The following is a 25,648-nucleotide window of genomic DNA, read 5'->3' as shown; positions in this document are numbered from 1 at the left end:
GGCGGTGTCGCCGTCGGTTGGGCCGTTCGTGGGCGGTGTCGCTGTCGTTGGGCATGGTGAACGAGGGAGATGAGCATGCGGTTTGAGCCGGGTCAGTTGATCATGCATCGGAACGTGCGACGTGGGCGGCTGGGCTGGGTCCGTCCGGCCCGGGTCGTCGTCGACGACGAGCGGGGCCTGCTGGTCTGGGTCGACCGGGGTTCGCCGGTGGTCAACGAGGTGGCCGACGACGGCCGTGGCATGCGGGCGATGCCGTTCACCGAGTGGATCACCCGGTCGTACCGGATCAAGCACGGCCGCTGGCTCGGCCCGCCGGTGCTGAAGTTCCTGCCCGCCGGGGCCGCCCATTCGGTGTGGTGGTTCCGCGACGACGCCGGGAACTTCCTCAACTGGTACGTCAACCTCGAAGAGCCCGGCGTGCGCTGGGCCGACGGCGACCTCGCCGGGGTGGACGTGGTCGACCAGGACCTGGACGTGGTGGTCCGCCCGGACCGCAGCTGGGTCTGGAAGGACGAGGAGGAGTTCGCCGAGCGGCTCGCCTTCCCGGAGCACTACTGGGTGCGTGACGAGGCGGCGGTACGGGCCGAGGGACGGCGGGTGATCAAGATCGCCGAGGCGGGTGACTTTCCGTTCGACGGCACCTGGTGCGACTTCCGACCGGACCCGGCCTGGTCGCCGCCGGCCGAGCTGCCGCCCGGCTGGGACCGCCCGCCGGCAGCTGGCTGACCGCCGGGCACCGGACTGACCGGCGACGCACCGGGGCCACCGGGTGTGGCGGTGCGCCACGGGTCTGGCACAATAGCGTGTTGGTATCCGGTACGTGTTCGGCGCCCTCTACCCGGGCACGTCGCCAGTCCACCCGAGCTGCCTCTGGCCCAACCCCACTGTGCCGGTCGGCGTTCACCCGCGCACCGCCCTCGGGGGCCGGTGAAGATCGCAACAGGAGCGAACAAACCGTGGCCGTAAAGATCCGGCTTCTGCGGATGGGTAAGATCCGCAACCCGCAGTACCGCATCGTCGTCGCCGACTCGCGTACCAAGCGCGACGGGCGGGCGATCGAGTTCGTCGGGATCTACCACCCGAAGGAAGATCCGTCGGTCATCGAGGTGACCTCGGACCGTGTCCAGTACTGGCTCTCGGTCGGCGCCCAGCCGAGCGAGGCCGTCCAGCGCCTGCTGGAAAAGACCGGCGACTGGCAGAAGTTCAAGGGCCTGCCCGCCCCGCCGCCGCTGCTGGTGGCGCCCGAGCGGGCCGACCGCAAGGCGGCGTACGAGGCGGAGGCAAAGGCCGCCGCGGGCGTCGCGGACACGCCGGCCAAGCCGGCGAAGAAGGCCGAGAAGAAGTCCGAAGCGAAATCTGAGACGAAGGCCGAAGCGAAGTCCGAGCCGGCGGCTGCCGAAGCGCCGGCCAAGACCGAGGAGCCCACCGGTGCCGGCTCCGGCGAGCAGGCCTGACATGGTCCTCCGGCCCGCGCTGGAGCACCTGGTCAAGGGGATCGTCACCCACCCCGACGACGTACGGGTCCGGCTGGTCGACTCGCGTCGGGGCAAGCGCCTGGAGGTACGGGTGCACCCGGAGGATCTCGGCACCGTGATCGGCCGCGGCGGGCGGACCGCCAAGGCGCTGCGTCAGGTGATCGGTTCGATCGGCGGGCGTGGCGTGCGGGTCGACATCGTCGACTCGTACTGATGCTGTTGATCGTCGGTCGGATCGGCCGACCACACGGAATTCGTGGCGAGGTCACGGTCGAGGTCCGGACCGACGAGCCGGAGACCCGGTTCGCCGCCGGATCGGTGTTGATCACCGATCCGGCGGCGGCGCCGGCCGCCCGCGAACCGCAGCAGCCGCCACCGCCCGGCGCGACCCTGGTCCGCGTCCCTGACCGGTTGACCATCGAGACGGTCCGCTGGCATCAGGGCCGACCGTTGGTGCAGTTCGCCGGGGTTGTCGACCGCGACCTCGCCGAGGCGTTGCGGGGCGTACTGCTCTGCGTGGACAGCAGCGACATAGCCGACCCGGAGGATCCGGACGAGTACCACGATCACCAGCTGGTCGGCCTGGCGGCGGTCACACCGTCCGGTGAGGCTCTCGGCGAGGTGGCCCGGATCGACCACGCGCCCGCATCCGATCTGCTGGTGCTCCGCCGGCCCGGCGGCGGGTCAGCCCTGGTGCCGTTCGTCCGGGCGATCGTGCCGGAAGTTGATCTCGCCGGTGGGCGGGTGGTCGTCGACGCCCCACCCGGCCTGCTCGACCTGTGAACGCCCCGATGCCATCCGGCGCGGTGGCGCTGCAGGTGGACGTCGTCACGATCTTTCCGGATTACCTGGCGCCGCTGGACCTGTCGCTGATCGGCCGGGCGCGCCGGGCCGGTCTGCTCAGTGTCGAGGTGCACGACCTGCGCCGCTGGACGCACGACGTGCATCGGACGGTGGACGACACCCCGTACGGCGGCGGCGCCGGGATGGTGATGCGCCCGGAGCCGTGGGGCGCGGCGTTGGACGAGCTGACCGCCGCCGGACGGCCGCCCGCGCGGCTGGTGGTGCCGACCCCGGTGGGGGAGCGGTTCGACCAGGCGATGGCGCAGCGGTTGGCCGCCGAGCCTCGACTGATCTTCGCCTGCGGCCGCTACGAGGGGATCGACCAGCGGGTGATCGACGAGGCGGCGGCAGCGCTGCCGGTGACCGAGGTGTCCCTCGGTGATTTCGTCATCTTCGGTGGCGAGGTCGCCGTGCTGGCCATCCTGGAGGCGGTGACCCGGTTGATTCCCGGAGTGCTCGGCAACGCCGGATCACTCGTCGAGGAGTCCCACTCGGACGGGCTGCTGGAGGGGCCGGTCTACACCAAGCCGCCGCAGTGGCGGGGACGCGAGGTGCCGGAGGTACTACGATCGGGCGATCACGGCCGGATCGCCCGGTGGCGGCGGGATCAGGCGCTGCTCCGCACGGCATCGCGTCGGCCGGATCTGATCGCCGGACTGCCGGCCGGAAAACTTGACAAAAAAGACATTGCGCTGCTGGTGGCGGCCGGATTTCAACTGCCGGCCGGTGATGTGGCAGAGTAGTGGGGTTGCCGCAGACGGGCATGCGTGTCCGGCTGCGAGGATCCCGCCAGCGGGGAGGCGTCGAACGTTGCGGCATCGAATGCTGCGGCGTTGAGCGTTCCGGCCCGGGATCAGAATCATCCATCCGCGCACCGCGAGACGGTGCGCCTTGAGTAGCCCAAGGATGCAGCGATGAACACGCTGGACGCTCTTGACGCCCAGTCGCAGCGGACCGACCTTCCGGACTTCCGCGCCGGTGACACGCTCAAGGTGCACGCCCGGGTCGTCGAAGGGAACCGTTCCCGGGTGCAGGTCTTCCAGGGCGTGGTGATCCGCAGGCAGGGCGCCGGCCTGCGGGAGACCTTCACCGTCCGCAAGGTCAGCTTCGGTGTCGGAGTCGAGCGGACCTACCCGGTCAACAGCCCGGCCATCGACCGGATCGAGATGGTGACCCGTGGTGACGTCCGTCGCGCCAAGCTGTACTACCTGCGTGAACTCCGTGGCAAGGCCGCCAAGATCAAGGAAAAGCGGGAGAAGCAGGCCAGCTGAGCCCGCTGATCCCGGTTCCCGATCTCAGGACTGCCGCTGGGAGCTTTCGCCAACTACCCTTGCGGTAGTGACCGATGGGGAGCGCTACATCCGCGGCATCCGTCGCGGCGGCGGGAGTCAACTGTGCTACCGCTCGTGGCGCCTTACGAGAGGCGCCGTGGGCGGTAGCGCCGTGTCTCGGGACCGGGGAGATGCGTAGCGTGTATCCACAAGGAGACCAGGATCAGTGGCAGCGGCGCGCCCCGTCGGGGGCGCGGTCGCAGCGCAACCGTCGGGACGGCCGGTCGGTAGCGCGCCCGCGTCGGTCGGGCCGGTCTGGCATGCAGATGGTGCAGCGCAGGCGTCGGCAGATGCCACTGTGGCAGGAGTTGCCGCTGCTGCTGGTGGTGGCCTTCTGCCTGGCGGTGCTGATCCGCTCCTTCCTGCTGCAGGCGTTCTTCATCCCGTCCGGCTCCATGGAAGACACCCTGCTGGTCGGTGACCGGGTGCTGGTCAACAAGGTTGTTTACGACGTCCGGGATCCGGTGCGCGGTGAGGTCATCGTCTTTCGGGGCACCAACGACTGGGCGCCGGAGCACACCGACGACCCCGACCTCGGTTTCGCCGCCAAGCTCGGCCGCACCGTTGGCGATCTGGTCGGAGTTGGCCGGCCCGGCGAGAAAGACTTCATCAAGCGGGTCATCGGCGTGCCGGGCGACCGGGTTCGCTGCTGCGACGAACAGGGCCGGCTGATCGTCAACGACCAGCCCTTAAACGAGGCCGGCTACGTCCTGGAGGACTCGCCGCTGGACGTCCCACCGAGCCCGGGTGAGTGCCGATCCCGGCAGTTCGCCGAGGTCGTGGTCGAGCCTGGACACCTGTTCGTAATGGGTGACCATCGACTGGTCTCACAGGACTCCCGCTGCCAGGGCTCGGTGCCGATCGACAACGTCATCGGCCGGGCCTTCGTGATCGTCTGGCCCCAGGACCGCTGGGACGGCCTGTCCGTGCCGGACACCTTCGACAGCCTGCCGCCGACGGCTCCGACCCCGGCGGCGGTCGATCAGCCGGCGGACGTTCCGGATACCTCCGCTGACCTGGTAGTTGTGCTGCCAGTGATGATTCCGCTACTTTTCGCTTCGCGCTCCGTGCCGCTGTTCTCAGCCAGACGTCGTAGGCTCCGGTTGTGATCGACGAGCAGACCGAGAAGAAGAAGCCCAATTCCTTCTGGCGTGAACTACCGATCCTGTTGGGTGTGGCGGTCCTCGTCGCGGTCCTGGTCCGGGCGTTCGTCCTGCAGACCTTCTACATCCCGTCGCCGTCGATGGAGCACACCCTCGACATCAACGACCGGGTGCTGGTCAACAAGGTCGTCTACCACTTCCGGTCGCCCGAACGCGGCGAGATCGTCGTGTTCCGGGCACCACCGGAGTGGAGCAGCAACCCGGACGGCGAGGACTTCATCAAGCGGGTCATCGGGGTCGGCGGAGACCGGGTCGAGTGCTGTGACGCCGAGGAGCGGCTGATCATCAACGGCCAGCCGCTGGACGAGCCGTACATCTACTCCGAGGGCGGGATCAGCGATCCCGCCGCGGTCGGTCCGTTCGACATCACCGTGCCGGAAGGACGGCTCTGGGTGATGGGCGACCACCGGTCGGCCTCGGGCGACTCGCTGGAGCACTGGGACCGTAGCGGCGACATCGACTACGCGACCATCTCCGAGGACGCCGTGGTCGGCCGGGCGTTCACCGTCTTCTGGCCACTGGACCGGGCCACCTGGCTCACCGTGCCGGAGCCGTTCGAAACCGTTCCGGATTCGGGACCGTGACCGGCAGCGTCGCGGCGACCCGGGCGCGGCCGGCGGAGGCTGCGGCCCACGTGTCGTGCCGGTCGGCTTGTTCTCCTACTCTGGTCGGGTGACCGACGCGGAGCTGACGGTGGAGTGCGGGCCGGAGCCGGCGCGCAACCGGAACGCGGCCCGGGTCCTGCTCGTCGACTCGGCGGGTCGGGTGCTGCTGCTACGCGGGTACGACCCGGCCCGTCCCGGGCACCGGTACTGGTTCACCCCCGGCGGTGGACTGGAGTCCGGCGAGACCCCGGTCGACGGCGCGGTCCGCGAGTTGGCCGAGGAGACCGGCCTGCGGGTGACACCGACCGAGTTGGGCGCGCCGGTCTGGCAGGAAACCGTCGAGTTCCCGTTCGACGGCCGGTGGTACCGCCAGGAACAGCACTTCTTCCTGCTGCGGGTGCCCAACTGGCAGGTCGACACGAGCGGGTTCGACGACATCGAACGCCGTACGATCGACGCTCACCGGTGGTGGCCGGTCGGCGAGCTCGCGGCCACCCCGGAACGGGTCTATCCGCCGGAGCTGCCGGCCCTGCTGCGCCGGCTGACAGGAGAGGCCGAACCGTGCTGACTCCACCGCGTACCGTGGTGCGCCGTGACGCCGGGCTCTACGCGTTGGAGCAGGCTCTGCGACGGCGCGGATTCGCCCACGTGGCCGGCGCCGACGAGGCCGGTCGGGGTGCGTGTGCCGGGCCGCTGGTGGCTGCTGCGGTGGTGCTCGCGCCGGGCCGGCGGGGCGAGATCGACGGGCTGGCCGATTCGAAGCTACTCACCCCGGCGGCGCGGGAGCGGGTCTACGCCTCGGTCCGTGACCGGGCACTCGCCCACCGGATCGTGGTCGTCTCGGCCGACGAGATCGACCGTCGGGGCCTGCACGTGTGCAATCTCGCCGCGATGCGCCGGGCACTTGCCGGGCTCAGCCCCGCACCCGAGTACGTGTTGACCGACGGATTCGGCGTCGACGGGCTCGGCGCGCCCGGGCTCGCGGTGTGGAAGGGCGACCGGGTGGCGGCTTGCGTGGCGGCGGCCAGCGTGCTTGCGAAGGTCACTCGGGACCGGCTGATGGTCGAGCTCGACGGGCGGTTTCCGGGTTACGGCTTCGCCGAGCACAAGGGCTACGCCACCGCCGAGCATCAGGCCGCGCTGAGTCGGCAGGGGCCGTGTGCCGAGCACCGGTTCTCGTACGTCAACGTGGCGGCCGCCTCCGGTCGGTCCGCGAGTCCGCCCCGCTCCCGCCGGCCGACCGCCGAAGCTGGCCGGGCCGATGGAACCGGCTCGGCCGGCATCGGCATCCGTGAGCCGATGGGGCGTCCGGACCCCGTACGGGGTACCGTCGGCGTGGCGTTGGACGAGCAGCTTCGCCAACCGGCGCTACTGGGGGAAGATGTGGTCATGGAAGGCGGATGGCGATGAGCGCCGAGGATCTCGAGAAGTACGAGACAGAGATGGAGCTGCAGCTCTACCGGGAGTACCGCGACATCGTCCGCCAGTTTTCGTACGTCGTCGAGACCGAGCGTCGCTTCTACCTGGCGAACCAGGTCGACCTGCACGTGCGCAATTCTGACGGCGAGGTGTACTTCGAGGTCGAGATGCACGATGCCTGGGTGTGGGACATGTACCGTCCTGCCCGTTTCGTGAAGAACGTCAGAGTAATGACGTTCAAGGACGTAAATGTGGAAGAGTTGGACAAGCCGGAAATCTCACTACCGGCAGATTCCGGGTTCAGCGGCTGACTTCAATGGCCGGTCCATAGCAGATCGACTGCGACGAAGTTTCGTTTTCCACAGCTGAGCCAGCATCCACAGTCTGTCGTCCGCCCGTCGAGGCCCTGCCCCGGTCGGGTGCCAGCCTGTCGGGATGAGATTCCAGCTCCTGCCGATGCTGGTCGCGGCGATCCTGTTCAGCACTACGCCCACGGTCCCCGCCACGGTGTTGGTCGCCGCCCCCGGGCCACAACCGACCGGGTCCGTGCGCCCAGCCGCAGACCCGCGTTTCCACCCGCCACTGGCCGGGGCCGTCCCGCTGAGCCGTCGATTCGACCCGCCCCTGGTGCCGTGGGGGCGCGGACACCGGGGCGTCGATCTCTCCGCTGACGTCGGCGCCACCGTGTACGCCGCCGGGGCCGGCACGGTCAGCCACTCCGGTCGGATCGTCGACCGGGGCGTGGTCAGCATCAGCCACCCGGGTGGATTCAGGACCACCTACGAACCCGTGGACGGCTGGCTCGATGTCGGCACCACGGTCAGCGCAGGCCGTCCGATCGGCACCGTCACCGAAGGCCATCCGGGTTGTCCTGCCGACGCCTGCCTGCACTGGGGCCTGCGGTTGACGGACGGCAGCTACCTCGATCCGTTGCTGTTGCTCGGCAACGGACGTGTTCGCCTGCTGCCGCTCGGGTCAACCGCCCCGGCGTAGCAGCGCGGGCAGCAGTTCCGCGAGCCGGTCGTAGTCTGCTGCCCGGTTGTAGACCTGGGCGCAGATTCGCAGCCACGCCCGGCCGGACCACCAGGCGACCGACACTTCAGTGGCCAGCTCGTCGGCGATCCGACGACGCAGCGCGGCCGCTGCGACAGCGCTGTCAGCCACGCCAGCCGGTAGCGGGACCAGCCGCATGGCCAGCTGGGCCGACTCTGGTCGGTGCGGATCGGGTACGGGCAGCCGCTGCTGCGGCACGCCCAGCGCGTCGGCGATGGTCCGCTGCCCGTAGCCGACCAGTGCGGCGTTGTGCGCCCGGACCCGGTCCAGGCCGAGGCTGCGTAACGCGTACAGACCGGCCGGCGCGGCCAGCCATGCGGTGTAGTCACGGGTGCCCTGCCACTCCACCCGCGACGGGAACCCGGATTCCTGCTCCCAGGAGACCCCCAGCGGCTCCAGCCGTTCCCGCCACTGGGGCGCGACCGCCAACAGCGCCGTCCCGCGCGGCGCGAACGCCCACTTGTGCAGGTTGCCCACCCAGAAGTCGGCGCCGATCCGGTCGACGTCGACCGCCAGCATCCCCGGTACATGGGCGGCGTCGACCAGGACCGGTACGCCGACGTCACGGGCCACCGGGACCATCTCGGCGACCGGGAAAACCTGCGCGGTCGGCGAGGTGACCTGGTCGACCACCAGCAGCCGGGTCCGGCCCGGCCGGAGTGCGGCGCGCAGCCGCTCGACGACCTCCTCGGCCGGCGCCCCCAGCGGCACCGCTACGACGCGTACCGTCGCGCCAGTGCGTCGGCACTCCCGCCCGACCGAGAGCGCGACCGCGCCGTACCCGTGGTCGGTCAACAGCACCTCGTCACCGCTGCCCAGATGTAGCGTCTGCAGCACGGTCGCGGCGGCGACGGTGACGTTGTCGACCAGCGCGGCACCTGCCGGGTCGGCGCCGAGAAAAGTGGCCAGGTGGCGGCGGGTGTGGTCGATCCGGTCCAGCAGACCCTGGGTGAAGAACCGCTGCGGGTTGGCCTCCACCTCGTCGCGTAGCCGCTGCTGCACCCGCTGCACCGTGACCGGGACCGCGCCGAACGCGCCGTGGTTGAGGTGGGTGACCGCCGGGTCGAGGGAGAACAGCATCCGTGCGCCGGGTAGCGGTTCGGGTGGGACCAGGCCGCCGCTCATCGGCACATTCTAGGCGAGCCGCCCCGGACCGGTCCGGTGAGCGGCTCCATACGGTGAACGGGCCCGGCTGCCGGGCTGGCAGCCTCAGGCCCGCGGGTGTGCCTGCCGGTACGCCGCCCGCAGCCGCTCCACCGACACATGGGTGTAGAGCTGGGTGCTGGCCAGCGAGGCGTGCCCGAGCAACTCCTGGACCGATCGCAGGTCGGCACCACCCTCCAACAGGTGGGTGGCCGCTGAGTGGCGCAGTCCGTGCGGGGTGATGCGGGGTACGCCCGCGTCGCGGGCAGCTGCGGCGACGATCCGGCGCACCACTGTGGCCTGGAGCCGGCCGCCCTTCGCGCCGAGCAGTAGCGCCTCACCGGAGCGGGGCGACGCGAGCGCCGGTCGCCCCCGGGCCAGCCACTCGTGGATCGCCGCCCCGGCCGGCACCCCGTACGGCACGGTCCGCTCCCGGCCGCCCTTGCCCAGCACCCGGAGTACCCGTCGGCCCGGGTCGAGGTCGGCGAGGTCGAGCCCGCAGAGTTCACTCACCCGGAGCCCGGTCGCGTACAGCAGCTCCAGGACCAGCCGGTCGCGCAGCCGCAGCGGGCCGTCCGGACCGGTGCCGGTCGGTTCCCCAGTCGGCTGAGCCTCCGAGTCGGTGCCGTCGCCGTCCGGCATCAGCTGCGCGGCCTGCTCGACCCGCAGCACCGCCGGCAGCGTCCGGTGCGGTCGAGGGCTGGCCAGCGCCGCACCGGGATCGGCGCTGGTCAACCCAGTTCGGTGCGCCCAGCCGCTGAAGGCGCGGGCGGCCGCCGCCCGCCGAGCCAGTGTGGCCCGGGCGGCGCCGAACGTCCGCTGCCGAGCCAGCCAGCTGCGCAACACCGTGAGGTCGAGTCCGGCGGGTGAGCGGACCCCCATCCGGGCGGCGTGGTCGAGCAGCGACACGACGTCACCGACGTACGCCCGTACGGTGTGGGTCGAACGGTTGTCGACCAGAGCGAGGTGCCGCGCGAAGGCGTCCACGGCGTCGCGCAGGCCGGACGGCAACCCAGCGTGCCGCGCGGCAGTGCCCCGGCCGCCGTCGTCGCTCACCCCCCGACCGTCGGCCCGGCGGCCTGATCGGTCAAGTCGCCACGCCGACCGACCCCGGTGGCGGACCGGGGCGGCAACCGGTAGCGGCCATCCGCGCCGGTGAGCAGGCCTCGGGCCTGCAGGGCGGAAACCGTACGCATCGCGGTGCGGATGTCGACGCCGGCCCGGCCGGCCAGTTCGTCCAGGTCGACCGAGCCGCGGCCGGGAACCGCTTCCAAAACCCGCGCCGCCTGCGGGTCGAGTGAGTCACGGGGACGCTCGGGCCCGCGCGGTGGCGGTGCCAGGTCGATACCGATCCGGCCGATCTCCTCCTGCACGTGGGCGACCCCGGCGACGAGCCGGGCCTGCGGGTGGTCGCGCAGAATCTCGTGACAGCCGACCGACACGGCGGAGGTGATCGGCCCCGGCACCACCATGGTCGCCCGACCCAGGGCCAACGCGCGCCGGACCGTCTGGGCGGCTCCGCTACGGGCACCGGCCTCGACCAGCACGGTCCCGGCCGTCGCGGCGGCAATCAACCGGTTGCGGGTGAGGAACCGGTGCCGCAGCGGCTCGGCGCCGGGCAGCCACTCACTGACCAGCAGCCCGGACTCGGCGATCTGGTCGAACATCGCCGTGTTGCCGGTGGGGTACGGCCGGTCGATCCCGCAGGCCAGCACCGCCACCGTGCAGCCGCCAGCGGCGAGCGCACCGCGATGGGCGCAGGCGTCGATGCCGTACGCACCTCCGGAGACGATCGTCCAACCCTGCTCGGCAAGGCCGTGGCCGAACTCCATGCTGACGTGACGTCCGTACTCGCTGGGTGCCCGGGAACCGACCACGGCGACCGACCGGGCCAGCGCCTCGGCGAGCGGCCACGGCCCGCGGACCCACATGGCCAGCGGTGGTGCGCCGCCCCGGGAACCTCCGGAACCGGTGCCGCCCGGCCCGCTGCCGGGGCGACGGGCCAGCCGGGTCAGGTCCTCGACCTGGCCTGGCCAGTCCGGATCCTCCGGTGTCACCAGCCGGGCGCCGACCCGCGTCGCCCGGTCGAGGGCGGCGGCGGCCACCTGCAGCGGATCGGCGGTCGCCAGCCGCGCGGAGCTCGCCGTGCGGGTCGAGTCGTCCGGACTCCGCCCGCCGCGCAGTCGGGCCAGCGCCTCGACCGGGCCGACCGCTCCGACGAGCCGGTGAACGGCTTCGTTTCCCGGCTCGGCGAGCCAGGTCAACGCGATCCGGGCCAGCCGGCTGCCGGCCGGGTCCGGCTCGGTGTCCGGCATCACAGCTCGCCCGTTCGTAGCTGGATGGCTTCGTCGATGTCGGCCGAGTCCGGCCGGGACCGTCCGTCCAGGTCCGCGATGGACCAGGCGAGTCGCACAATGCGGTCGAAGCCCCGGGCGGAGATCGCCCCGACGTCCAGCCGGCGGCGCAGCGCGGCGGTCTCACTGGCGGGTAGTCGCCACGGTGGACGTCGCAGCGCGGGCCCGGGGACCACCGAGTTGGTCCGCCACCCGTGGCCGGTCCAGCGCTGCCGGGCGGCTTCGCGGGCGGCGGCCACCCGGGCGGCGACCGTCGCGGTCGGTTCCGCCGGCGTCTGGGTCGTCATCAGGTCCGCGGCCCGCAGCGCGGTGAGGCTCACCTGCAGGTCGATGCGATCCATCAGGGGACCGGACAGTCGGTTGCGGTAGCGGCGGCGAACCACGGGCGGGCACTCGCAGAACTGATCGCCCGCTGGCCGGGCGCACGGGCACGGGTTGGCCGCCAGCACGAGCTGGCAGCGGGCCGGGTACTCGGTGACCCCCAGGGCGCGGGTGATCAGCACCCGCCCCTTCTCCAGCGGCTGCCGCAACGAATCCAGCACCCGGCCGTGGAACTCGGGTGCCTCGTCGAGGAACAGGACACCGTGATGAGCCAGCGAGACCGCGCCGGGTCGGGCCAGCCCGGAACCGCCGCCGACCAGCGATGCGACGGTCGCCGAGTGGTGCGGGGCCTGGAACGGCGGTCGGCGTAGCAGCGCGCTGCCCGGTGGCAGCGCCCCGGCGATCGAGTGCAGCGCGGAGACCTCCAGCGCCGCCGCGTCGTCCAACGGCGGCAGGAGACCGGGCAGCCGTTCCGCCAGCATGGTCTTGCCGTACCCCGTGTTCTAGCACAGTATCTAGGCATGGCTAGTTCCTCTCGGCGTCGGGCGATTCTGCTGGCGCGTCTGTCGGACAACAGGGAAGATGTGGACCTCACTGACGAGGGTATCCCTTCAGGACTGGATGACCAGCTGCGCCGTATGCGCGATCGGGCCGGTCAGCTGGGGTGGGACGTGTGGAAGGTGATCAAGAATCCGCGTCTGTCCGCCTACAAGCGACGGAAGATCACGCTGCCGGATGGCCGGCGGGAGTATCGGGTGTTCCGGCCTGATCTGCGGGAGGCCCTGGCGGACCTCGCGGCGGGTCGGGCGGACGCGTTGTTGTGTCTGGACCTTGATCGGGCGTTCCGTGATCCGAAGGACTTGCAGGACTTGATCGATGTGGTGGACCACTCGCCGCACGACATCGTGGTGGAGTCCGTCACCGGGTCGCTGCATATGGAGAAGGGGCGGGACAACTTCGACGCGGAGATCCGGGTTCTGGTGGCCAACAAGGCGTCGCGGGACACCGCGCGCAGGGTCGCCGCCGCGAGGGAGCGTCAGGCCCTTAGCGGCCGGTACGGCGGCGGGAAACGCCCGTTCGGGTTCTGCTCCGGACCGCCGAAGACCGTCCCGGACGGCGGACGGACGGACGAGGCGGTGTGCGCGTGGCACGGCGGACGGGACTGCCGGTCCGGCATTACTCCGATCAAGGCCGAGACCGACGTGATCGCGGACTGCTCGCACAGGTTGTTGCAGGGGGTGAGCCTGCGGTCGTTGGCCGCTGAGTTGCGGGACAGGGACGTGCCGACGGTGACCGGGGCGAAGTGGTCGGCCGAGACATTGCGCGACGTGGTGTTGCGTCCGCGCAACGCCGGTCTGATCGTCTACCGAGGCGAGATCCTCGAAGGGGTAACCGCGCCGTGGGAGCCGATCGTGGCGCGGGAGACGTTCGAGGCGGTGCGTGCGCTGCTGACAGATCCGGCGCGGGAGACGGCCCCGGGCGCTCCGCCGCGTTGGACCGGATCGGGCATCTACCGGTGCGGGTTGTGCACCCCGCCCGGCAGCGAGACGGACAAGCCGGTGACCTGTCATGTGACTCGTGGTGGGACGAACCCTCGGTACACCTGCCGGGAGTACAGCCATGTGGCCCGCAACGCCTACCGGACCGACGAGGTGGTGTTCGCGCATGTCCTGTACGCGATCACCCATCCCCGCGCGTACGAGCTGCTGGCCCCGTCCGCACCGGACGTGGACGTCGTCGCGTTGCGGACGGAGAAAGCCACGATCCGCAAGAATCTTGAGCGGATGGCCGAGGACGAGGTGTTGGGGCTGCGGACGAGGGCGCAGGTGCTCGCGGCGACCCGTAAGGCCAACGCCAGGGTCAGCGAGATCGATGAACTGCTGAACGTGACGGTGACCGAGGACCCGCTGGCCGAGGTGGTCAACGCTGTAGATCCGGTGAAGGCATGGAAAGACATGCCGTTGGCGAACCGGCGGATCATCGTGGACCGGCTGTGCACCGTGACGATCATGCCGGCCCGGTCCGGCCGCCGCTTCGATGTCTCGTCGGTGCGCGTCGATCCGAAGCACTCCCTGGGCGCGACCCCACCAGAGTTTCAGGCCGCATAGACGCGAGCGGCGACGTGAGGGGAGCCCGTGTAGGGCTCCCCTCACGTTTGCGGGGCTTGGCGTCATCGGGCTGGCGGTGGCCACAGCGAGGCGATCGTGTCCCGCTGTTCCTCAGTCAGCGGCGGCCACTGGTCGACGTTGGCGGTGACGTGGGCCATCAGTGCCTGGTCGCGGAGGATGGCCCGGAGTGCCGCGAGTTCGGGGTCGTCGGTGTCGCGGGGCGCGGCCATCGCGGCGAGGCGTGCCCGCATGATCGCTTTCACCTCCGATGTGTCTGTGTCCCGCTCGTGGTCGTGGTTGGGTGGGGTTGGCGGGTCCGGTCGGGTGATGCGGGCTGTTGTTCGGGTGCGGGGTGGGTGGGTGGCCAGCGGTAACGTCCCCCTGGCGTTGGGCTGGCCGGTCGGGTGGTCGGCGGGGGTGGGGTCGCCGTCTCGGCCGGGAGAGGCCAGGTCCGGCGACCGGTCGCCTCGTGGGCGACGGCGTGGGTCAGGTGTCGTCTGGCTTGTGGCCATCGTCCTCCACGGTCGGTTCCGCTGGTTTCCGGTTCACTGCGGTCATCGCTCGCCTTTCCTTCAGTTCAGAATGACGCGGGGGCGTTACCACCCGCGCTACCCGTAGCCTCCGGTAACAGCCGTTTCCGGCATGAGGCGACACGGGAGAACAAAGCCCGACACAGGCCGGGACAATGGAGTGTGATGAAGTGCACAGATTCGTGTCCGGGTATCAAGGTCGAGGCGTTACCAGGCGCGCGTAGGCGTTACCGCCTCCGGCTGGTGCTACGGGGCTACCGGTAGCGCCCAGACCACCAGGGCGACGGGCGTTACCAGTACGCCGGCACCGGTCAGGTGCCTTGTCCGGGCGGCCGGTGGCACCCCCTGCGACACGCTCGTGGTGCTGTACGCGACTCGTGCCGTGCTGTACCGTTCCGCATTGATTGGTCCGTGCCCCGTAGCGCGGTTGCGGTGACGACTCGCCGAATAGCCAGGCCGGTTGAGCAAGTTGTAGTACGGGTTACCAGATCTCGCGTACGCGCCGTCCGGCCGCGACTGGCAGGGCCGCGTATTCGATTGGTGCGAGTTCTCCGTCAGCGGTGCGCCCTGGTTACTGATTGTTGCCGCAATTGCTCGTCTGACTGCGCCAGTGGGCAAGGCTGTGGTGGGTCGCCAGGGTGTCGGGATGGTCGGGGCCGAGCACTCGCAAACGGTCATCAAGCAGCTGCTGGAAGGCTTCGGCCGCGCCGGCCGCGTCACCAGCCTTACCTCTCCAATACGCCAAGTGGCTCCGGGTGGCAAGAGCGCGAGGGTGGTCGGGGCCGAGCACTCGCAAACGGTCATCAAGCAGCTGCTGGAAAGCCACAGCCGCGCTGGCCGCGTCACCGGCCTCGCCCCGCAAGCGTGCGATGTTGCTGCGGGTGATAAGCGTTTCGGGATGGTCGGGGCCGAGCACTCGCAAACGGTCATCAAGCAGCTGCTGGAAGGCTTCGGCCGCGCCGGCCGCGTCACCAGCCTTACCTCTCCAATACGCCAAGTGGCTCCGGGTGGCCAGGGTGCCGGGGTGGTCGGGGCCGAGGACTCGCAAACGGTCACCGAGCAGCTGCTGGAAAGCAACGGCGGCGCGGGCGGCATCGCCACTCTTACCCAGCGACCAGGCTAGGTTGCTGCGGGCGATAAGCGTTGCGGGGTGGTCGGGGCCGAGGACTCGCACAAAGTCATCAATCATCTGTTGGAAAGCAACAGCCGCGCCGGCCGCGTCACCCGACTCCCCACACCAGCGAGCGAGACTACTGCGGGTAGCCAGCGTGTCCGGGTGTTCGGAGCCAAGCACCCGCAGCCGGTCGATGAGCAGATGCTCAAGCATGACGACGGCGCCGACCGGGTCCCCGGCCTCGCCCAACCAGCGCGCGAGCTCGCCCCGAACGGCCAAGCTATCGGCGTGGTACGGGCCAAGATGCCGCTCGGCGGCGGCGCGTAGGTCAGAGATGTAGTTCACAGCGATGGTGACGAGTCCGATATTGCCGAGGCTTTCGCCGGTCTTGGATAGGACGGGGTGGCCACCGTCCTCCTGGTTCCAGAGCAAAGCGCCGGTAGTCGTGTGCAGGTGGATCGTGTTGGTACGCAAGTGTTGAGCGTGGACGGCGTCGCGTTCGGTCCGCGGCCACAGCTCAACCAGAGCGTCAGCGGCGGTGACAGCGAGCGTGCGCCGGTGCTCGTCGGGGGTAGCTTCCCGGGTCGCGCGTTGCACTAGGGCGTGGACACGCAGGGCGGCGCTGCCAGGTGCGCGGGCGTCTGGTGTGGTGCTGGTCAGGCTGAGCCGGTGCAGTGCCCGGATCGCGTCGTGGGTGTCGTCGGCGTTGACGGGCTGGCCGAGACGCTGCTCGCAGTAGTCGATGACGGCCTCCGTGGCGAACAGGTCGAGTGGGATACCGTTGGGGTCGAGCAGGGCGGCAATCTGTAGCAGGATCCGGGCGAGGCCGCCGGTGGTGGCGTCGGCCAGGTCGACCGACAGCGTGTACGTGTTGGCGACCGCTGTGGGCTGGTCGTCCGGTAACACAGGCGGGCGTAGTGTGCCGAGCCGGCGGCGGGCCAGCCGTTTGCGGTAGCCGGCGCAGGTCAGGTCCTGGTCGAGGATGTAGGTAGCGGCCTGCGCCAACGCCAGCGGCAGATACCCGAGGTCGGCGGCCAGTTGGGCGGCTTCGTCGAGCCGGTGCTCCGCGTCGCCGAGTTTCCGGTGCAGGTAGGCCGCCGCCTCGTCGGGGGTGAACAGATCCACGTCGATCAGCGTGCGGCCGTGCAGCAGGGCGGTGTCACGGCGGCGGGTGGTGACCACGGTGCGGCCGGTGGTGGTGGCCGGTGGCCACAAGCCGCGCAGATCGGTCGGGTCGGTGAGGTCGTCCAGGACGATCAGCCATCGCCGGTCGGTGCCGGCCAGCCATGCCAACAGCTGGGCAGCCGCCTGTCCGGGATCGCTGTCCTCCGTGCCGGTGACGTCGGCGGCAGCTTGGGCGTAGCTGGTCAGGATGCTGGAGCGCGAGGTCGCGGTGACCCACATCAGCAGGTCGACCTGGCGATCCCGCCACACCTGGTGGGCGAGGTTCGCCGCGAGTTGGGTCTTGCCGACCCCGCCTAGCCCGGCCAGGACCTGACACACCACCACCGTCTCACCCACGGTTGCCGCAGCCAGCGCATCATCCGCCGGGCGGCGCTGGCGGCGGTCGGCCAGCACGGGTACCACCCCAACCTGGTGCGGCCAGGACACCTTACGACGGTCGTAGAAGTGGTTGTGCTGGGTGTTGCCGTCCCCGACCTGTAGTCCCCGCGCGTGCGAGGCATCGACCCGGTCACCATCCGGGTTGTCGCTGCGGGCGTTCACCGTCGTGGCCCCAGGGTGTTAGTTGAAGGCGTTGGTCTGGGAGTTGTGGTCGCCGACCTGGACGCCCTTGGCTTGGCTCGCGTCGACCTGGTACTTGCCGGCTCGTGCCCCGTCCGGGTCGGTGAGTTCGAGCAGCCGACGCGCTGCGGCGAGGACCTGCTCGTCGGTGTCCGCGCTGCTTTCGGTTAGCCCGTCACCGAGTGCCGCCTGCCAGCGGCCGGGCTCGGTCTCCCGCGCGTTGAGGGCCTCCCGCGCACTCGGACGATTGGCTAGGCGGCTTCGCAACAGGTTCTTCAGCCCGAGGTAGGTATCGGTTACCGCCGTCTTGGCCACGTCCGTCGAACCCGCCGTGGCGCCTGCCACGAGCGCGGCGATGATCACCTCAACATCAGTCACCATGATCACCTTCTGTGAGGGAGACCGGCTGATTCTGTCACCACCGGGCAAGTCGATGCTGGCGGGCTTCGCCACCGGACCGCGTGGTTCACCACGCGACGTGCGATCGGCTCTGCCCTACCTGTGGACGTAGCGGCTCCAGGTGGCGCCGGCGTTGCCGACCTGGCGGGCGGTGCTCTTCTCGTGGAAGCCGAGCGCGTCGGCGACGACGGGTGCTGGGGCTTGCAGTACGAGTTGGCGTATCGCGGAAACCCGGGCGTCCCTCATGGGGAAGCCGAGGGTGCGCAGGCGCCGGTAGATGGTGGTGTAGGAGACGGGTTCGCCGGGGAGCTTGCCGGGGAACAGCCAGGTTGTCCCGGAGTCGGTGGCGATGGCGGCGAGTTGGTGAAGCAGTTCGGCGAACGGCTCGGGCACCGGGGTGGGCGGGTCGCCGAGGCGAATCAGGAGTTCGCCGTCGTTGTCGGTGAGGTCCGTGGTGGTGAGTCGGTGGACGCGGGTGAGTGGCTGGGCGTAGAGCAGTAGCAGGCAGGCGGCGACCCGGGTCGGTAGCGGCGTGGTGTCGTCGGTGACGTAGCGGCGTAGCAGAGCGAGGCGACGCTGCTGGGTAATGGTGGTGCCAGGCTGGAACACGACCCGGTGCGGGGTCAGGTGCCGGGGTAGGTGCCCTTGCTCGATGGCCCAGGTGAGGAAGCCGCGTACCCGTTGGCGTTGGTGGACCCGGTGGGTGGCGTACCAGGTGTCGAGGTTGGCCTGGGTGAGCGCGGCCGGGGCGATGCCCTGGTCTTGCAGCCAGGTGAGAAACCCTTGAGCCTGGGTGAACTGCTGGGTGGCGTACGGCTTCGCGGTGGACCGCAAGGGCCGGTTGGCGGCGGTGGCGCGCAGCTTGGGAAGTTGGTGCCAGAGCGCGAACTGGCGCAGCAGCCGCTCGTGCGGGTGGTCGGCGAGCTGGGCCAGCCGCCGGTGCAGCCATACCTCGGTGTCGGCGAGGTGCCGGTCGACCGTGGGGAGCACTCCGCAGGCGATCAGCCGGTGCCGCAGGTGCTGGGCGGCGACGTGGTGGGGCCACCGGTTCAGCTCGTCGTGGGTCAGGAGGATCCGGCCGGTAGCCAGCGCGGAGAGCAACTCGGCTGCGTACGGTTTGTAGAGCCACATCCGGGCGGTGTCCAGGCGGGGTCCGGCCAGCAGTGCCGCCGCCAGCGGTTCGAGGGACGGGTTGATCCGACCGGTACCATCGTCGAGGACCTGCGCGATCCGGATGGTCAGCCGGCAGCGGTCGCAGGTTGGCCACCGTCCCGGGCGCCCGGGTGGGATTGTCCCGCAGCGGCGGCAGAGGACCAGCTCCGCCGGGGGTGGGGTGCTCATTGATCGGGCCGAAGCCGGGCCCGCTTGGGCCGGAACGCCGCCAGGTCCGCCACCGCCGCATCCCCGGAGGCGACGGCCTTCACCGGAGCCGCGTTCTCCGCCCGGGTCGCGATCAACTGCGCCGGGGTGACCTCGAAGATGTCGCACAGCGCGGCGAGGACCGGCAGCGACAGCCGCTCCGGGGTCTGGGTGACCAGCCGCCACACCTGCACCGCCGACAGATCGATGCCGCGTTCGGCGAGCAGTGGCATCAGGTCAGAGGCGTTGAACAGCCCGTTGGCGGCCATCACTTCCCGCAGCCGCCACTGGTAGGACACCTGCCGCTTGACGCCCATCACCCCGTCCTCTCCGGTCGGACCGCAGCCCGCATCGTGTCATCCAGCGCCCGCCGCAGAGTTCGGGTGCGGAAGTCCGACGACACGCAGGTGTAGATCGCGGTGGTGGAGGCGTGCTCATGGCCGACCTGCTGCTGCACGAACAGCGGATCCCACCCGTCCTCGATCAGGTGCGTCACGTAGGAACGGCGCAGGGAGTGGAAGTCCAGCCCTGGCCCGAACCCCAGTGCCCGCCGGTACTCGGTGAGCCGCTTGTTGACCGCGCTGGTGGTGATCCGCTGGCCCCGCTCGGACGGCCACAGCGCGGGCGAGCCCGCGCCGGGCATCAGCGGCCTGGCCTCGCGCACCCACTGCTCCAGGACCTCAGCCGTCCACGGCCAGACGGTCAGCACGCTGCGCGGCTTCGGCGCCGAGCCCTTCTTCGCCTTGCCGTACCGGACCCGGCAGACGCCGAACTCCCCGAACTCCGGTGCGTGCGGGTTGGTGCCGAAGTCGACCAGGTCGATCATGGCGATCTCGGTGCGGCGCAGGCCGAAGCCGTAGGCCACCTTGAGCAGCGTCGCGTCGCGGAACAGCGCCAGCCAGCCCTTGCGCCCGGCGGCCCGCACCCGGGCCACCTGCTCATCGGCGTGGTCGAACAGAGCTTGCAGCTCATCAATGGTGAACGCGCGCCGCGACGGGTCACCTTCCGCGTCCTGGACGTGCACCGCGCTGTTCCACTCGTGAACCACCTGCACCGGGTGCGACCCGAACCGCCTCTCGCACTCGACCACCCAGTGATAAGCCGGATCGGTCAGGTAGTCACAGAACGCGGCGACCGTCGAGGAGTAGTTCCGGATGGTCGAACGCCGAAGCCCTCGCACCGCCCGCAGATCGCCGAGCCAGTCGTCGAGCATCTGCGGACGCCACGACCACGGCAGCGTGTCCGCGTGCGCCACGAACGCCCGTACCGCGTTCAACCGCTTCTCAATCGTCGTGAACGCCAGATTCCGGGCGAGTTGCTGCGCCCGCCAACCATCCAGCATCGCAGTGAAGACCTGCTCCTCCGGACGCAGCAAGGCGACCCCGTCGACCAGGTGAAGTCCTGCCGCACCCGGCGCCGCCGCACCACGACCCATCTACGCTCACCCTCCGTCACTTTCACCAAACGAAAGGATCTTTCATCAGATGAAGGACGGAAGGCAAACCGGCAGGTCAAGCCAAGGCTGCTCGGTTGCCACGATCATGGGCCGGACGAGGCGCGGATGGCCCTTCGCACCGCCCGAACGCGTGCCCGAAGTCCGCCAACCCGCAGCCCCGAGGCTAGATCAACTGCCCATGCAGCCGGACTTCCTCGACGCGCTCTCCGGGGGTGACCACCGTGGCGAGTGCTTCATCTGATGCGACCCGCCGCGCTCGCAGCAAGATATGGCAATTGGCCGCCAATCTCGCGCAGCGAGATATGCGGATTGCTTATCAATCTCGACCGGGCGCGGTCGAGATTCCGATGGTGCGGGTGGTCAGGGGTCGTCGGCTGTCTGGGCGAGCAGCGCGGTGATGAGGTCGGCCAGTGGGGTGATCGAGTGTCGCTGGGTGTGGGGTAGTCGTTGGTGGTGGTGGCAGCCGGGGCAGTTGCCGGTGTCGTTGGTGGGCAGGGTGAGGGCGCAGCGGGCGCAGGCGGTGAGGTGTTCGTCGTCGAACGCGGCGGTGAGGGTGTCGCGGTGGGTGTGGTGGCGTTGCCACCAGGACAGTGCGCGCCACCGCTGGTCGACCTGTTCGTCGCGCCACTCGGGATAGGTGAGCCGGACGCGGTAGTGGTGGCGGTTGAAGGGCTGCCAGTCGCGCCAGACATCGGCCTGGACGTCCTCACGGCTGCGGGACTGGTCGAGCCAGCGGTGTTCGCCGGGGGTGAGCAGACGTTGTCCTGCGAGGTGGGTGGCGGCGGTGTACCAGGCGGGCCGGTCGTCTCCAGTTGCGGCGAGGTGGGCGAGGTGGTTGACCTGGTGGGACCAGGCGGTGTGGTGCGCCCGGGTGAGCGCGGCACGCAGCGTCGTGGCGGTGGCGGTGTCGTCGGGGTGGTGTCGCCACCAGTCGGCGAGCGCGGCCAGAACGCTGGTGGTGTCGAGGTCGGGGGTGAACGGGTTGCGAGGGTCGTGGTCGCGGTCGAACAGGTAGGCCAGCAGATCGACGGCGGCAGGGCCGAGGTCCGATTCGAGTTGCTGTGGATGGCGGCCTAGATCGCGCAGGGTGTGGGAGCGTCGGCGGTCGAGCTCGGCGGCGCGTTCACGCCGGTAGGCGGGTTGGGCGGCGGCGGTGACGGTGGCGCGTTCGCCGAGGATCGCGGTGAGGGTGGTTTCGGCGGCTTCGGGGTCGGTGAGGTTCCAGGCGTGGGTGGTGACGGCGCGGGCGGGGTCGCGGACGAGGCCGGTCGCGGCGACGACGAGCCGGCCGTGTTCAGCGATCAGGTCGAAGTCGGTGACGTGTCGCGGGTAGAGGGTGGAGGGTTTCTCTTCGCGCAGGTGTTTGGCGGCGTTGCGGGTGAAGGTGACGGCCCGGTGGGCGGTGGTGGTGAACAGCAGCAGGGGTGGGCAGTGCGGGAACCGGCCGCGCCACGCCTGGTCGCGGGCGTAGGCACGGTAACGGTCGAGCTTGGCCTTGAGCTGGGTTTGGGTCATGGAGGCGAGATCGATCTCCACGAACGCCGCCGTCGCCCTCCCATCGGGCAGGACGGCTTCGTACACCGCGTCAGGAGTGAGGCGCTTGGTGGTCGTGCCGCCCCACGCGGAGGTCGGGCCGTCCCATTCCTGCCAACCGGCCCGGTCGGTGGCCCAGCCGGTCATGGTGAGTCCGGCGGGCGGGCCGTTGTCGCGCAGGGCGAGCCACACCTCGGTGATCGTGGCGGCGTGGGCGGAGAACATGGCGGAGGGTCGGCGGCCGTCCGCCAGGGCGGTGCCGGTGATCAGGCGTGCTCCGGCGGGGCGGAGCCACCAGTGGTGGGGTGCGCTGCCGCTGTGGCGGCCGGGCCGGTCGTAGTCGACCATGCCAGCGGCACGCAGTTGTTCGAGCCGGTACAGGACGGTGCGTGCCGGGGTGGTGGTGGCGCGGGCGAGTTGGTCGGTGGTCATGACCCGGTGGTCGTTGAGTAGGAGCAGGAGTTGTTCGCTGGGGCCGCCGGAGGCCCGCAGCCGTTGGGTGGTTCCGGACGACATCAGCGTGGTCCTTTCGCTGTCGCGCTGATAAGCGCATCCCTGGGGAAGAGTTGACATCTATGTCAGTCGCCGGCCGATGAAGGATGGGCGAAGCGGCGTTGACCTGCGTGTTCACGCCGTGTTGGGTTGCGGATCGGGTGCAGAGCAGTCCGCAACCCCTGACAGCCGCACCACGCCGGGCACGGACCGACACCCGGACCGGGCACCTTCTGTCAGCACCTGGACCGGGGTGAACCCCGCGAAGACCGCTGTTCAACCTCGAATCATCCGGTTCAACCACTAATCGGACACTCTCTGTCGGTGGTGGACTTCTGTCAGGCGTGGGTGGTGACAGACACCGTCGGGGACCTGACAGCCCCGCACCGCCACCGTCGCGACGGGCTCGGGTGTTGGGCGGGGTGATGGGTGTCCGTTGGGTGGCAACAGCCCCAGCACGGGGCGAGCTGCCCCTTCACCAAGGCGATTACAAATCCGGGGCGCCGATTGGAAAGCCGCAGGCCACAGCCCTTCAACCTGGTACGCGATCCGTCGACTTCATCCCGGTACGCGCGGACTGTCACCCACCGTGGGAAGACCCGGGTCCTCTACCTATAGAGGGGAAGCGTGGGTGGTCGAACTTTCCGTCCGCGCGAAAAGAATCTTGGACACCTGCGCGCGTAGGCTCGTGACCACGGCCAGAAGCGCAGCCCGCTCCAGCGGTGAGCAGCGACGAACGGGGCACCGGCATGGGATCACCGCGCCGCACCAACAACCGGCGCCGCTGACAGGGATACTCCGTGTCCGCCCCGCACCAGCCGACCACACTGTCCAACGCCGGACTGGGACCACCACGACGGCGGGCCGACCTCACCGTCCTCGGCCAGATCGAAGCCCAGGCCCGCACCCGCATCACGCTGACCGTCCCGAGCAATGTCATCGACCCGGACATGCCGCCGGCCTCGCTGCCGATGGTCGACTTCCGCCTCCACGTCATGCGCGCCCCCGGGCATGTTCGGGACCGGGCCTGGCGGCACCTCGCCGAGGCCGCCCGCGCCCACCGCGGCGACTGGAACCTGTACGCGCTCGGCGTCGCCTACCCGAAACTCCGCGCCCAGGCCAACAAGCTCACCGCGTACCTCGCGCCTGGCCCGGCTGCCCAGGCGCACTACACCCTCGCCATCGAGTTCCTGTTCGCCCTGCACCGCCTCGACCTGACCACACCGCAGCTCTTCCCCCGACTGATCGACGCCGCCTACACCCACGCCAGCGGACGCAAACGACGCCGCCTACCACCGCTGTATGACCTTGACGCGCTACCCGACGACCGCGTCCCCCGCTCTGGGCACGGCAACCCCGAACACGACGCCCACCTCGACGACGTCAACCAGGAAACCGTGCACGACGTCCTGGACCGCCTCGTCACCCACTCTGATCGGCGGACGATCAGCGACACCCAGGCCACCCTGATCCGCCGCACCTACCTCGACGGCGAAACCCTGCGCCACGTCGCCGCCGACCTGCACCTCAGCGAACCCAGCGCCTCCAAACAACGCACCCGCGCCGCCACCACCATCGCCAGACTCCTCGGCAGGCACGACCTCACCGAACCCACACCCACAGGCCCGGCCGCCCGACACCACCCGCCGGAGCGGAGATAGCCGCCTCGGTGCCCGCCGGGTCAATCCGGAGGCAGGCCGCCGTCGGCGGTCAGCGTCGCCCTGGTGCCGAACGCCAACTCGATCCCGGTGCGTAATAGGGCCAGAGCATCCAGTGCCGGCGGATCATCCTCAGAGATCCACATGCAGTGATCTTCTAGGTCGTCCACGCACACCAACACCGGCCCGGCGAACGGCTCCCACGGAACGACCATGCTCCAGTCGTCCATCCCACCCTCGAAGCAATGCACGTACAGGACCACCCCGCCGCGCCCAGCGACACGACCAAACCGGCCACCGAGGGCGATTACACGCGGAGCTTGATCGAAGGCAACCTGAGCGTCAACAGCGGAAGCCCACCGGACCCGCACCGCCGCAGCCGCCACGAAGTCACTCAGCCCATCACGCGGAGCCTGGGGGTCCGGATGCGCCAGCTCCCACGCCAACCGCTCCGCCAACCTCCGCCGACGCCGCTCAGCCCGCCGGTCGACGTCAGCCACGGCGGCCTCCGACGGTCTGTCCGGCAGCACGCTCCACCCCGCCAGCTTGACATCCTCAGGGCCGACACCGCGAGCCCTCGTTGGTTGTCGGCGTACAGACAGCAGCGTAGGTTGATGGGGCAGCGGGGACGCAGACCAGCAGCCCTGGCTCGGGCTTGAGTCCACGACAGCCGAGGATGCCAGCCCCGACGAGCCGCACATGTAGAGCCTTGCGGCCGTCACCATGCGCCGGTAGCTCGCCGCTTGCCGCGCCATCTACCCGCGTATCATGATGATGTGGCTGTTGGATGTGACACGTGCGGCATTCTGGCAGTTGGTCGGTGTGTCAGGTGTGATCGCGCCTTTTGTCGATCCCATGCGGCTATTTCTGCTGGCTTTCTGAGCGAGTGCGGCAACTGCCATAGAGAACGAAGTGCATTGGACCTAAGGCTGCGGGAGGCGCCGGTAGAATACTTGCGACAGGCGCCTAATGAATTGCGATCACGCGGCGTTCCGTCGGTAGCCTTGCATCACATCCGTACGGAGATGCAACGCAGTTGGAGAGGCTGGAAGACGGTTGAGATCACCGAACCTACGCAAGAAGGCTGGTTGCTCGGCGAGTTCCACTGGGTTGTGCTCGGCGAGCCGAACGTTGCCAGTAGGAACCTAACAGCGCTTGTCGATGACGCCCGGATCTCCAACCCTCTCAGTCTTGTCAGGGTCACGGAGAAGAACGGCCGCAACATAATTCTCGGCGCGGATGTCTTCTTCGGTTCAAGTGCACCGACCGGTCATGAACGTCTGACCGTTAACCAATTCTCCATTGGAAACGGGAGCGAGGCAGTCGCTGCGGTAGAACGATTGCTCGCGTCTCGCTGAGGTCCATGATCAGAGGCCGCAATCCAAGCGCGTCGGCGCTTGACCGGTTGTTCGTTCAGGGCCGTGACGCGGTCCTGTCTGGACGCACTACCGGGACGCGCCGCCGGTCGAGAGTGGCTAGTGGGATCTCTGTGGGGTTCGTTCCCGATATGGACAATGTGTCGAGGCTGGCTGCGGTGACCGCCGAGGTG

Annotated in this window: 25 protein-coding genes and 1 pseudogene; 14 read left to right on the top strand and 12 right to left on the bottom strand. The window is 69.8% G+C overall.

Annotated elements, in window-relative coordinates; genetic code table 11:
• Positions 1-75: 75 nt before the first annotated feature.
• From ACFHWT_RS11110 to ACFHWT_RS11055, 12 genes are all read left to right on the top strand, one after another.
• Positions 76-726: a DUF402 domain-containing protein gene (locus tag ACFHWT_RS11110; protein WP_416594521.1), complete on the top strand. Its 651-nt coding sequence runs from the start codon at positions 76-78 to the stop codon at positions 724-726.
• Between the two features lie 230 nt (positions 727-956).
• Positions 957-1,454, top strand: a complete 498-nt coding sequence (gene rpsP, locus ACFHWT_RS11105) for a 30S ribosomal protein S16 (RefSeq protein WP_416594520.1) — start codon at positions 957-959, stop codon at positions 1,452-1,454.
• Complete coding sequence (locus tag ACFHWT_RS11100; RefSeq protein WP_199757474.1) at positions 1,429-1,689, top strand: RNA-binding protein; 261 nt, start codon at positions 1,429-1,431, stop codon at positions 1,687-1,689. Before rpsP ends, ACFHWT_RS11100 begins: the two co-directional genes overlap by 26 nt.
• Positions 1,690-1,691: 2 nt before the next feature.
• A complete protein-coding gene (rimM, locus tag ACFHWT_RS11095; RefSeq protein ID WP_416594530.1) occupies positions 1,692-2,258 on the top strand; it encodes a ribosome maturation factor RimM in 567 nt (188 codons plus the stop codon).
• 29 nt (positions 2,259-2,287) lie between these two features.
• Positions 2,288-3,061, top strand: a complete 774-nt coding sequence (trmD, locus tag ACFHWT_RS11090) for a tRNA (guanosine(37)-N1)-methyltransferase TrmD (RefSeq protein ID WP_416594529.1) — start codon at positions 2,288-2,290, stop codon at positions 3,059-3,061.
• A gap of 171 nt (positions 3,062-3,232) precedes the next feature.
• Positions 3,233-3,589 carry a 50S ribosomal protein L19 gene (rplS, locus tag ACFHWT_RS11085; RefSeq protein ID WP_123600497.1) on the top strand — a complete coding sequence of 119 codons (357 nt, stop codon included), beginning with the start codon at positions 3,233-3,235 and terminating at the stop codon, positions 3,587-3,589.
• A gap of 320 nt (positions 3,590-3,909) precedes the next feature.
• Positions 3,910-4,758, top strand: a complete 849-nt coding sequence (gene lepB / locus ACFHWT_RS11080) for a signal peptidase I (protein ID WP_416594519.1) — start codon at positions 3,910-3,912, stop codon at positions 4,756-4,758.
• Positions 4,755-5,396: a signal peptidase I gene (gene lepB, locus ACFHWT_RS11075; protein ID WP_416594518.1), complete on the top strand. Its 642-nt coding sequence runs from the start codon at positions 4,755-4,757 to the stop codon at positions 5,394-5,396. Before lepB (ACFHWT_RS11080) ends, lepB (ACFHWT_RS11075) begins: the two co-directional genes overlap by 4 nt.
• Before the next feature lie 88 nt (positions 5,397-5,484).
• Positions 5,485-5,985, top strand: a complete 501-nt coding sequence (locus ACFHWT_RS11070; protein WP_416594517.1) for an NUDIX hydrolase — start codon at positions 5,485-5,487, stop codon at positions 5,983-5,985.
• On the top strand, positions 5,979-6,827 hold the full coding sequence (locus ACFHWT_RS11065) for a ribonuclease HII (protein ID WP_416594516.1): 849 nt from the start codon (positions 5,979-5,981) through the stop codon (positions 6,825-6,827). The genes ACFHWT_RS11070 and ACFHWT_RS11065 overlap by 7 nt, the downstream gene beginning before the upstream one ends.
• Positions 6,824-7,147: a DUF2469 domain-containing protein gene (locus ACFHWT_RS11060; RefSeq protein WP_123604412.1), complete on the top strand. Its 324-nt coding sequence runs from the start codon at positions 6,824-6,826 to the stop codon at positions 7,145-7,147. The genes ACFHWT_RS11065 and ACFHWT_RS11060 overlap by 4 nt, the downstream gene beginning before the upstream one ends.
• Before the next feature lie 124 nt (positions 7,148-7,271).
• Positions 7,272-7,829: a M23 family metallopeptidase gene (locus tag ACFHWT_RS11055; protein ID WP_416594515.1), complete on the top strand. Its 558-nt coding sequence runs from the start codon at positions 7,272-7,274 to the stop codon at positions 7,827-7,829.
• Here ACFHWT_RS11055 and ACFHWT_RS11050 read toward each other — a convergent pair.
• From ACFHWT_RS11050 to ACFHWT_RS11035, 4 genes and pseudogenes are all read right to left on the bottom strand, one after another.
• Complete coding sequence (locus ACFHWT_RS11050; RefSeq protein ID WP_416594514.1) at positions 7,812-9,014, bottom strand: aminotransferase class V-fold PLP-dependent enzyme; 1,203 nt, start codon at positions 9,012-9,014, stop codon at positions 7,812-7,814. The two genes, ACFHWT_RS11055 and ACFHWT_RS11050, sit on opposite strands and share 18 nt — an antisense overlap.
• Positions 9,015-9,098: 84 nt before the next feature.
• Positions 9,099-10,088, bottom strand: coding sequence for a tyrosine recombinase XerC (locus ACFHWT_RS11045; protein WP_416594513.1), 990 nt, complete (start codon positions 10,086-10,088; stop codon positions 9,099-9,101).
• Entirely contained in the window at positions 10,085-11,347 is a 1,263-nt protein-coding gene (gene dprA, locus ACFHWT_RS11040; protein WP_416594512.1) for a DNA-processing protein DprA, read from the bottom strand. The genes ACFHWT_RS11045 and dprA overlap by 4 nt, the downstream gene beginning before the upstream one ends.
• Positions 11,347-12,204 (bottom strand): annotated as a pseudogene (locus ACFHWT_RS11035) (ATP-binding protein); the annotation flags it as partial. The gene dprA and the pseudogene ACFHWT_RS11035, both read right to left, overlap by 1 nt.
• Positions 12,205-12,462: 258 nt before the next feature.
• On the opposite strand from ACFHWT_RS11035, the gene ACFHWT_RS11030 reads away from it, so the two are divergent.
• Positions 12,463-13,815, top strand: coding sequence for a recombinase family protein (locus ACFHWT_RS11030; protein ID WP_416594511.1), 1,353 nt, complete (start codon positions 12,463-12,465; stop codon positions 13,813-13,815).
• A 62-nt stretch (positions 13,816-13,877) separates the two neighbouring features.
• Here the strand turns inward: ACFHWT_RS11030 and ACFHWT_RS11025 are convergent, their stop codons facing one another.
• The 7 genes from ACFHWT_RS11025 to ACFHWT_RS10995 form a co-directional block, all read right to left on the bottom strand.
• On the bottom strand, positions 13,878-14,066 hold the full coding sequence (locus ACFHWT_RS11025; RefSeq protein WP_416594510.1) for a hypothetical protein: 189 nt from the start codon (positions 14,064-14,066) through the stop codon (positions 13,878-13,880).
• 850 nt (positions 14,067-14,916) lie between these two features.
• On the bottom strand, positions 14,917-17,184 hold the full coding sequence (fxsT, locus tag ACFHWT_RS11020; protein WP_416594509.1) for an FxSxx-COOH system tetratricopeptide repeat protein: 2,268 nt from the start codon (positions 17,182-17,184) through the stop codon (positions 14,917-14,919).
• Between the two features lie 18 nt (positions 17,185-17,202).
• Positions 17,203-17,655, bottom strand: coding sequence for a hypothetical protein (locus ACFHWT_RS11015; protein ID WP_416594508.1), 453 nt, complete (start codon positions 17,653-17,655; stop codon positions 17,203-17,205).
• A gap of 42 nt (positions 17,656-17,697) precedes the next feature.
• Positions 17,698-18,942, bottom strand: a complete 1,245-nt coding sequence (locus ACFHWT_RS11010; protein WP_416594507.1) for a hypothetical protein — start codon at positions 18,940-18,942, stop codon at positions 17,698-17,700.
• Entirely contained in the window at positions 18,939-19,277 is a 339-nt protein-coding gene (locus ACFHWT_RS11005) for a helix-turn-helix domain-containing protein (RefSeq protein ID WP_416594506.1), read from the bottom strand. The genes ACFHWT_RS11010 and ACFHWT_RS11005 overlap by 4 nt, the downstream gene beginning before the upstream one ends.
• Positions 19,277-20,395 carry a tyrosine-type recombinase/integrase gene (locus ACFHWT_RS11000; protein WP_416594505.1) on the bottom strand — a complete coding sequence of 373 codons (1,119 nt, stop codon included), beginning with the start codon at positions 20,393-20,395 and terminating at the stop codon, positions 19,277-19,279. The genes ACFHWT_RS11005 and ACFHWT_RS11000 overlap by 1 nt, the downstream gene beginning before the upstream one ends.
• 381 nt (positions 20,396-20,776) lie before the next feature.
• The gene (locus ACFHWT_RS10995; RefSeq protein WP_416594504.1) at positions 20,777-22,465 is read right to left on the bottom strand and encodes a replication-relaxation family protein; all 1,689 of its coding nucleotides are present in this window, start codon (positions 22,463-22,465) and stop codon (positions 20,777-20,779) included.
• A gap of 776 nt (positions 22,466-23,241) precedes the next feature.
• On the opposite strand from ACFHWT_RS10995, the gene ACFHWT_RS10990 reads away from it, so the two are divergent.
• The gene (locus tag ACFHWT_RS10990) at positions 23,242-24,102 is read left to right on the top strand and encodes a hypothetical protein (RefSeq protein WP_416594503.1); all 861 of its coding nucleotides are present in this window, start codon (positions 23,242-23,244) and stop codon (positions 24,100-24,102) included.
• 20 nt (positions 24,103-24,122) lie between these two features.
• Here ACFHWT_RS10990 and ACFHWT_RS10985 read toward each other — a convergent pair whose 3' ends face one another.
• Positions 24,123-24,599, bottom strand: coding sequence for a hypothetical protein (locus ACFHWT_RS10985; RefSeq protein WP_416594502.1), 477 nt, complete (start codon positions 24,597-24,599; stop codon positions 24,123-24,125).
• Positions 24,600-25,648 lie beyond the last annotated feature (1,049 nt).

The sequence above is a fragment of the Micromonospora sp. LOL_021 genome (assembly GCF_048060215.1).
GTDB lineage: Bacteria > Actinomycetota > Actinomycetes > Mycobacteriales > Micromonosporaceae > Micromonospora_E.
The sequence above is the reverse complement of the archived record's forward strand: the minus strand, read 5'-3'. Positions and strand labels throughout refer to the sequence as shown.

Bases quoted from the DNA above. Each gene is read 5' to 3' on its own strand.
- ACFHWT_RS11110 (WP_416594521.1), top strand. From the start codon at position 76: ATGCGGTTTGAGCCGGGTCAGTTGATCATGCATCGGAACGTGCGACGT.
- rplS (WP_123600497.1), top strand. From the start codon at position 3,233: ATGAACACGCTGGACGCTCTTGACGCCCAGTCGCAGCGGACCGACCTT.
- lepB (WP_416594519.1), top strand. From the start codon at position 3,910: ATGCAGATGGTGCAGCGCAGGCGTCGGCAGATGCCACTGTGGCAGGAG.
- ACFHWT_RS11060 (WP_123604412.1), top strand. From the start codon at position 6,824: ATGAGCGCCGAGGATCTCGAGAAGTACGAGACAGAGATGGAGCTGCAG.
- ACFHWT_RS11055 (WP_416594515.1), top strand. From the start codon at position 7,272: ATGAGATTCCAGCTCCTGCCGATGCTGGTCGCGGCGATCCTGTTCAGC.
- ACFHWT_RS11050 (WP_416594514.1), bottom strand. From the start codon at position 9,014: ATGAGCGGCGGCCTGGTCCCACCCGAACCGCTACCCGGCGCACGGATG.
- dprA (WP_416594512.1), bottom strand. From the start codon at position 11,347: ATGCCGGACACCGAGCCGGACCCGGCCGGCAGCCGGCTGGCCCGGATC.
- ACFHWT_RS11025 (WP_416594510.1), bottom strand. From the start codon at position 14,066: ATGCGGGCACGCCTCGCCGCGATGGCCGCGCCCCGCGACACCGACGAC.
- ACFHWT_RS11010 (WP_416594507.1), bottom strand. From the start codon at position 18,942: ATGAGCACCCCACCCCCGGCGGAGCTGGTCCTCTGCCGCCGCTGCGGG.
- ACFHWT_RS11005 (WP_416594506.1), bottom strand. From the start codon at position 19,277: ATGGGCGTCAAGCGGCAGGTGTCCTACCAGTGGCGGCTGCGGGAAGTG.
- ACFHWT_RS11000 (WP_416594505.1), bottom strand. From the start codon at position 20,395: ATGGGTCGTGGTGCGGCGGCGCCGGGTGCGGCAGGACTTCACCTGGTC.
- ACFHWT_RS10995 (WP_416594504.1), bottom strand. From the start codon at position 22,465: ATGTCGTCCGGAACCACCCAACGGCTGCGGGCCTCCGGCGGCCCCAGC.